Source organism: Laceyella putida (genome assembly GCF_042665195.1).
GTDB lineage: Bacteria > Bacillota > Bacilli > Thermoactinomycetales > Thermoactinomycetaceae > Laceyella > Laceyella putida.
The window spans coordinates 109,988-116,563 of sequence record NZ_JBHTBW010000015.1; the positions used below are offsets into that span (position 1 = coordinate 109,988).

Annotated in this window: 4 protein-coding genes; all 4 read left to right on the plus strand. The window is 46.8% G+C overall.

The annotated features are described in order from the left end of the window. The first annotated feature begins 115 nt into the window (after positions 1-115). The 4 genes from ACFQNG_RS05935 (at position 116) to ACFQNG_RS05950 (ending at position 6,422) form a co-directional block, all read left to right on the plus strand. On the plus strand, positions 116-1,822 hold the full coding sequence (locus tag ACFQNG_RS05935) for an aromatic amino acid hydroxylase (protein ID WP_379863964.1): 1,707 nt from the start codon (positions 116-118) through the stop codon (positions 1,820-1,822). Positions 1,823-2,651: 829 nt separating this feature from the next. After that, positions 2,652-4,151, plus strand: a complete 1,500-nt coding sequence (locus tag ACFQNG_RS05940) for a protein kinase domain-containing protein (protein ID WP_379863965.1) — start codon at positions 2,652-2,654, stop codon at positions 4,149-4,151. Positions 4,152-4,244: 93 nt separating this feature from the next. Next, positions 4,245-4,541 carry a hypothetical protein gene (locus ACFQNG_RS05945; RefSeq protein WP_379863966.1) on the plus strand — a complete coding sequence of 99 codons (297 nt, stop codon included), beginning with the start codon at positions 4,245-4,247 and terminating at the stop codon, positions 4,539-4,541. Between the two features lie 486 nt (positions 4,542-5,027). Continuing rightward, the gene (locus ACFQNG_RS05950) at positions 5,028-6,422 is read left to right on the plus strand and encodes a peptide MFS transporter (RefSeq protein WP_379863967.1); all 1,395 of its coding nucleotides are present in this window, start codon (positions 5,028-5,030) and stop codon (positions 6,420-6,422) included. The last annotated feature ends 154 nt before the right edge of the window (positions 6,423-6,576 follow it).

Genomic DNA, 6,576 nt, shown 5'->3' on the forward strand with positions numbered 1-6,576 from the left:
CTGTCGCCATGTTAACCGTTCATTGACAAAAACATACCACTTCCCTATAATTACTTTAGCACTTTTTAGCTTATACGCTTTTTAGCGTTAAAGCAAGTTGGGGAGAGGAAACCACATGAACATACCTGCTCATTTGCAACCTTATGTGTCCAAACAGCATTATCAACGTTATACCCCGATCAATCAGGCTGTTTGGCGCTATGTGATGAGACAGAATCACCGTTTTTTTCAGCATACAGCCCATGAAGCCTATACAAGTGGATTAAATAAAACCGGCATCAACATTGAGCGCATCCCCCGCGTTGAGGAGATGGACGCTTGCTTGAAACCCTTTGGCTGGGGCGCCGTTCCCATTGACGGTTTGATTCCAGGCGTCGCTTTCTTTGATTTCCAAGCGCGCGGACTCTTGCCGATCGCCACGGAAATCCGCACATTGGAACATATCCTGTATACGCCCGCCCCCGACATTATCCACGAAGCGGCGGGTCATGCGCCGATCCTGTCTGATGAAAAGTACGCCACTTATGTGAAACGATTCGGGCAAATCGGTGCCAAAGCGCTGGCGACGCGGGAAGAACATGAAGTATTTGAAGCGACGCGCAGATTGACGATTGTCATGGAAGACCCCCATTCCACACCGGCGATGATCGAAGACGCCGAACGGGAATTGCGGGAGAAAATCGCCCAATCAACGGAAGTGTCCGAGGCAACACAAATCGGACGCCTCTATTGGTGGACCGTCGAATATGGTTTGATTGGTGACCTGGAGCGACCAACCATCTACGGGGCCGGACTCTTGTCTTCCATTGGCGAAGGGCAGTCTTGTCTGGCGCCGGAAGTAACCAAGTTGCCGTTTGATCTGGAGACTTGCATCCAAACGGATTACGATGTCACCAAACCACAGCCACAGCTGTTTGTCTGCCGAGACTTTGATGAATTGATCGAGGCGGTTGAACGCTTTGCCGACCGAATGGCTTTTCGCGTCGGGGGGACAACCAGCTTGCAAAAGGCGGTGCGTTCCGCCCATCTGGCCACAGCTGAGTTTAGTTCCGGCTTACAGGTGAGTGGCGTCTTTGCCGAGTTGGTCCATGATGAACAGGGAGAAGCCATTTACTTGCGCACAACTGGGCCAACGGCGCTTAGCTATGGCGGGCGCACCCTCCCTGGCCATGGAAAAGAGACGCACCGTGACGGGTTTGGCGCTCCCATCGGTGAAGTGCGGAACCTCGTTTGCCCGCTGGAAGAGATGACTGCCGCTCGATGGGCCGAGAGCGGCTGGCCGCCGGGCGCCGACGTGGAACTTCACTACACCAGCGGCATCAAGCTCAAGGGGAAACTAACCGATGCCGTCTTCCAAGACCAGCGGCTGATCCTGCTGTCGTTTGAACAATGTTCAGTCACTTATGGCGATCGGGTCCTGTTCCATCCCGACTGGGGAACATACGATTTGGCTATCGGGTCCCGCATCCCGTCCGTTTATGCGGGTGCGGCCGATCCGGAAACTTATTTTGCCGATGAAGTGAGTGCGGCCGTCACCGAAGAAGAAATCACTCCCACGCTGTCCACGTTGGACCATCTCTATCAAGCGGTGCGCGAAGTGCGCGAAGGGGAGCGGAGTGTCGACTCATTGCACTGCATCATGGAAATGTTGGATGACCATTATCCCGATGATTGGCTGTTGCGGTTGGAGATGCTGGAAATCACCGCCAAACATCAGCGGGAGCAATGGGCCGCCCGATTGAAGGAACAGTTGGACACCTTGCAACAAACCAAACCTGAGCTGGCTTCTTTGATTCAAAACGGATTGAAACTGATTGATTGAACACCATCCATGAAACAAGCCGAAAGGGCAGACACTTTGTCCATTTCGGCTTTTCTGCTATAAGCAAAGAAATACGCGAGAAACATGAACAAGATTCAATCTTGTGAGCTTGCTGACAAAGTGGCCCAGGAGTCGATTTTTGAGTCTGCGTTCCTTGGTCGCTCTCACAGGAAGTAGCTCCCAGTCACTCCGCTTTCACCCACAGGGTACAGGCAAAAATCTTCCTCCTCTAGGCTTTGTCATTACCCTGACAAGATTCAATCTTGTCATTTTATAATGAATCAAGGCATGATGTTTCCAGGAAAGGACTGATGAAATGAAATGGTTAAAGGATAGGACACCATGATCGCACAGTTCCCGCAATAATCGGGCTCCCTCATCCTGCTGACCAGTCAGGTTCCCCTCAAGCAACCATTCGGCATACTGCCGTTTCTCCCATCGATGCAGTTCTGCCGCCTTTAACAGCCACGATTCAACAAATATGAGCAGTTGCCCGGTGTTCTGATCGATCTCCCCTCATTCGCCCAACTATCACAAACTCCGCCAAAAATCTCAAAAGGATGCAGGAAATATTTTCATTTGCGCGAAAATAAAATATCTAATCCGATAGACGACTAATCCATAACCCAGGAATAAACCATTCCCGTCCCCAACAAATACCACTTGACTATTTGTTGAATATGCTTTTATAATTCTATCTTTTCTTTGTCATTTATGTATAATAAACTTGTCTAATTTTACTACTTGTGATGATACCTTTTCTAGATATGTTTGTGCTTTACATACAACAAAAGGGACGGCACTACTTCATCCCGGAAAGGTGATAACAGTGGAAGGAAAGCAACTAGGTGGGAGGTATGAGATTCTCCATCCCTTGGGTGAAGGCGGGATGGCGGTCGTTTACAAGGCCAAGGATCATCTCCTCAACCGCCATGTAGCGATTAAAGTCATGAACCAAAAACTTCATGAGGGCGAACCCGCCATTCAGCGCTTCATCCGTGAAGCCCAAACGGCCGGCAAGTTTTCCCATCCGAACATTGTCAATGTGTTTGATATCGGAAATGAAAATGATCTGTACTATATGGTCATGGAACTGATCGAAGGCCCCACGCTCGGAAAATTGATTGAAGAGCGCGGCCCTTTGCCGGCCAAAGAAGCGATTTCCATCATGATGCAAATCTGTGACGGCTTGGCCCATGCCCATAAACATGAGATCATCCATCGGGACATTAAGCCGCATAACATCATGTGCACCGCCAATGGCACCTACAAGATCACGGATTTTGGGATTTCGCGTTTGCTGAGCGCTGCAACCCAGTATACCAAAACGGGAACGGTGATGGGTTCAGTCCACTATTTCTCACCCGAGCAAGCGTGCGGGCAAGAGCTTAATTACTCCTCGGACTTGTACTCGCTGGGAATCGTGTTGTATGAGCTGGTTACGGGTGATGTTCCTTTTGATGCGGACCAATCGGTCGCGATCGCGTTAAAGCACCTGCAAGAGCCCGTTCCCGATCCGCGCGACAAGAACCAAGCGTTGCCAGCGGCTTTATGTGACATCATCTATAAGGCATTAGAGAAAAAACCGGAAGACCGCTACCAATCGGCCGAAGAATTGAAACAAGCCCTGCAAAAAGCCTTGTTCGCTCCAGCCCATGCGTTGGAAACACCTGAAGAGAATCAGTGCCCAACCCAGACGGAAACGGCCGTCACCGTGGAAACGGCGCGCTCCAAACCGAGGAAATTCTTCCGCTTCGCCTTACTGGGAACCATTCCCCTTGTCCTGATCCTGGGCTTTGTCTTCTTTAACGTAAGCGGGGAGAAAGCGCCCAAAAAACAGCAAACGGCCCAGACTGATCTGCCGGCGGATACCCAACCGGGGGATAAACAGTTGCAAAGCACCAAACCGATGACACCGTCAACGGAACAAGCGCATCATGAGGACAAGAATGCGGATAAACAGGAAAAGGACGATAACCAACTGGTTCCCGAGCCGGAACGGGAAAAAACGCCATCGGAAGAGCCCTCGAAAGAAGAGCCGGGTAGCGAAGAACCCGACAACGGGAATCCCCCACCGGCGCAAGAGCCCAGCCCCGTTACATACATTGTGATTGTGGATCAATTTTCGGATCAAGCCAATGCCGATAATTGTGTGCAATCGCTAAAAAGCAAAGGAATCGAGGCAAGCTACTACGAAACGAGCGGCGATGCGGGAACCGTCTATGTCGTCTCGGCAGGCGAATTCAATGACGAACAGGCCGCCAATGCACGGGCTGAAGATGTGCGAAACGCCGGATACCCAAACGCCAAAGTGTCCAAAAAAGAGTAGCCATCGCTTATACTATTCATAAAATGAATAATATTATATAATATGTCTGTACTTGGCATCATTTACATCTTAGCGTAAGGGGATAAGGTGCAGATGAACGTGATCCAAAATTGGGCGAGCGTCAGCGAAGGCGAGGCACTTGTGTTCAGTGGCCATGTGGAGGCAGGCAAAACGATCAAGTTTTGGATTCCAGGCGTTGCTCCCAGCATCAACTATGTGTTTGAAGTCACCGTGGAAAGGGAAGGTGGCGGCAGCATCACCAAAACCTTGACCCAAACAGCCAATACCGTCACATTCACCAATATGATCGCCGGAGATTATCACTTCTACATCCACAGCAAAAACAGCAGCACCATCTTCACCATGTACCAAATCACTTACAATTATTAGCCTTGCCCCAACTGAATTTGAAAGATTGGCAAGTTTGGCTCTCACTTCAATCGAACCGTCCGATAAGGGGTTCGATTTTTTTATGTCAATAAATATCATACCAATGAGTATATTTCCATTTCCTTCAGTTGACTTATCTATGCATAATCATATAAAATCCGTTATAAGAAAACTTTTTGTTTTTGTATAAAATTTTTCAAAATTCGTTTCTCAGGCACAATAAAAAAGTGCCAGGGAATTGAAATGGCTTTGTATTTTGGCCTTTAAATTCAAGCAATTCAAGGAATAAGCTTAAATGGAATCAGCGGAAAGCACATACACAAAATTATAACTGTAATTGCAATTGTTTTTTTCAGATATTTATTTTCCATTCTTTTCATTAATTAGAATCTGTCACAACTTACATAGGTGTGATTAGATAAATTCTATTGGCAGTAATGATCATACTAAGATTATCGTCTGTCGTGAGTTGAAGGAGGTTTACTAATGCAAACTGCTACGAAGCTGAATCAAGCCGGCGCGCCTAAAGCGTCGAAGAAAAAACATCCACCTGGATTGTACCTGCTCTTTTTCACAGAGATGTGGGAAAGATTCAGTTATTATGGCATGCGTGGATTGTTAATTTACTACTTAACTTATGAGTTCATCAATGGCGGATTAGGATATAGCCAAGCTGTGGCTTCCAGTATTTACGGATTCTTTACCGGAGCCGTTTACTTCACCCCGCTCGTAGGCGGATGGCTCACTGACCGCTTCATCGGTAAACGTCTTGCAATCACCATTGGCGGAATCACGATGGCGCTTGGTAACTTTGTGTTGTTCGCTCAACAGAGCAAAACCGCGTTGTTCATCGGATTAGGGTTGCTCATCATCGGTAACGGTTTCTTCAAACCAAACATCTCCACCTTGGTTGGGGAATTGTATGATGAAAAAGATGAGCGACGTGATGCAGCTTTTACCATCTTCTATATGGGAATCAACTTAGGTGCTTTAATCGCGCCACTCATTTGTGGTTTCTTGGCTGAAGATCTTTTCAAAACTACAACAAATGGTGTAGAGCATTTCGCTTACAACTATGGCTTCCTAGCGGCGGCAATCGGGATGGTCATAGGCCAAATCCTTTTCAATGCCTTGGGCAACCGTTATCTTGGAGACCTCGGCAAAAAGCCAAATGTACAACAAGTAAAACAAAATAAAAAAACAGCAATCAACGAACCTTTAACCAAACAAGAAAAACACAGAACTTGGGCAATCGTGATCATCACCTGCTTTGTTGTCTTCTTCTGGGCTGGATTTGAACAAGCGGGGAGCTCCATGGCTCTTTACACCGATCAATTTATCGATAAAACCATTTTTGGTTGGGAAATTCCAAGTTCATGGTTTGCGTCAGTCAACCCATTATTTATTATCCTGCTTGCTCCACTTGTATCCATGTTATGGGTTAGACTTTCTAAATCAAAACGTGGAGACTGGCCTGTACCAATCAAAATGGGGCTGGGCATGGTACTCTTGGGCCTTGGTTTTATTGTATTGGTTTTCGCTGTAATGCAAACCGGTAGCGATCCAAAACATATTGCTGTTAAAGCAAACCTGATGTTCATCGTTGTGACCTATCTGTTCCACACTTTGGGTGAGTTGTTCCTGTCACCAATCGGTCTCTCCATGGTAAGTCGTATCGCTCCAGTGAAATTAGCTTCTCTGTTAATGGGCGTATGGTTAGCAAGCAGCGGTATCGCTAACATTGTAGCTGGTCAATTGGCTGCTCTAACATCCTCTTTGGGTTACTTTGAAATTTTTAGCGCAATTGGCGGTTTAGCCATCTTCTTCGGTTTGATTTTAATACTTTTAACCAAACCTTTAAATCGAATGATGAAATTGTAGTTGTTAATAAAAACCCCAATAGGAAATATTTTCCAATTGGGGTTTATTATTTATAATAATATGTATGAAAGTTAATGAAATATATATTATGCTGGGCATTCCACTGCATCAACCTCTTTATCATAACGAAATGATTGATCGTTATTTCGCGTTC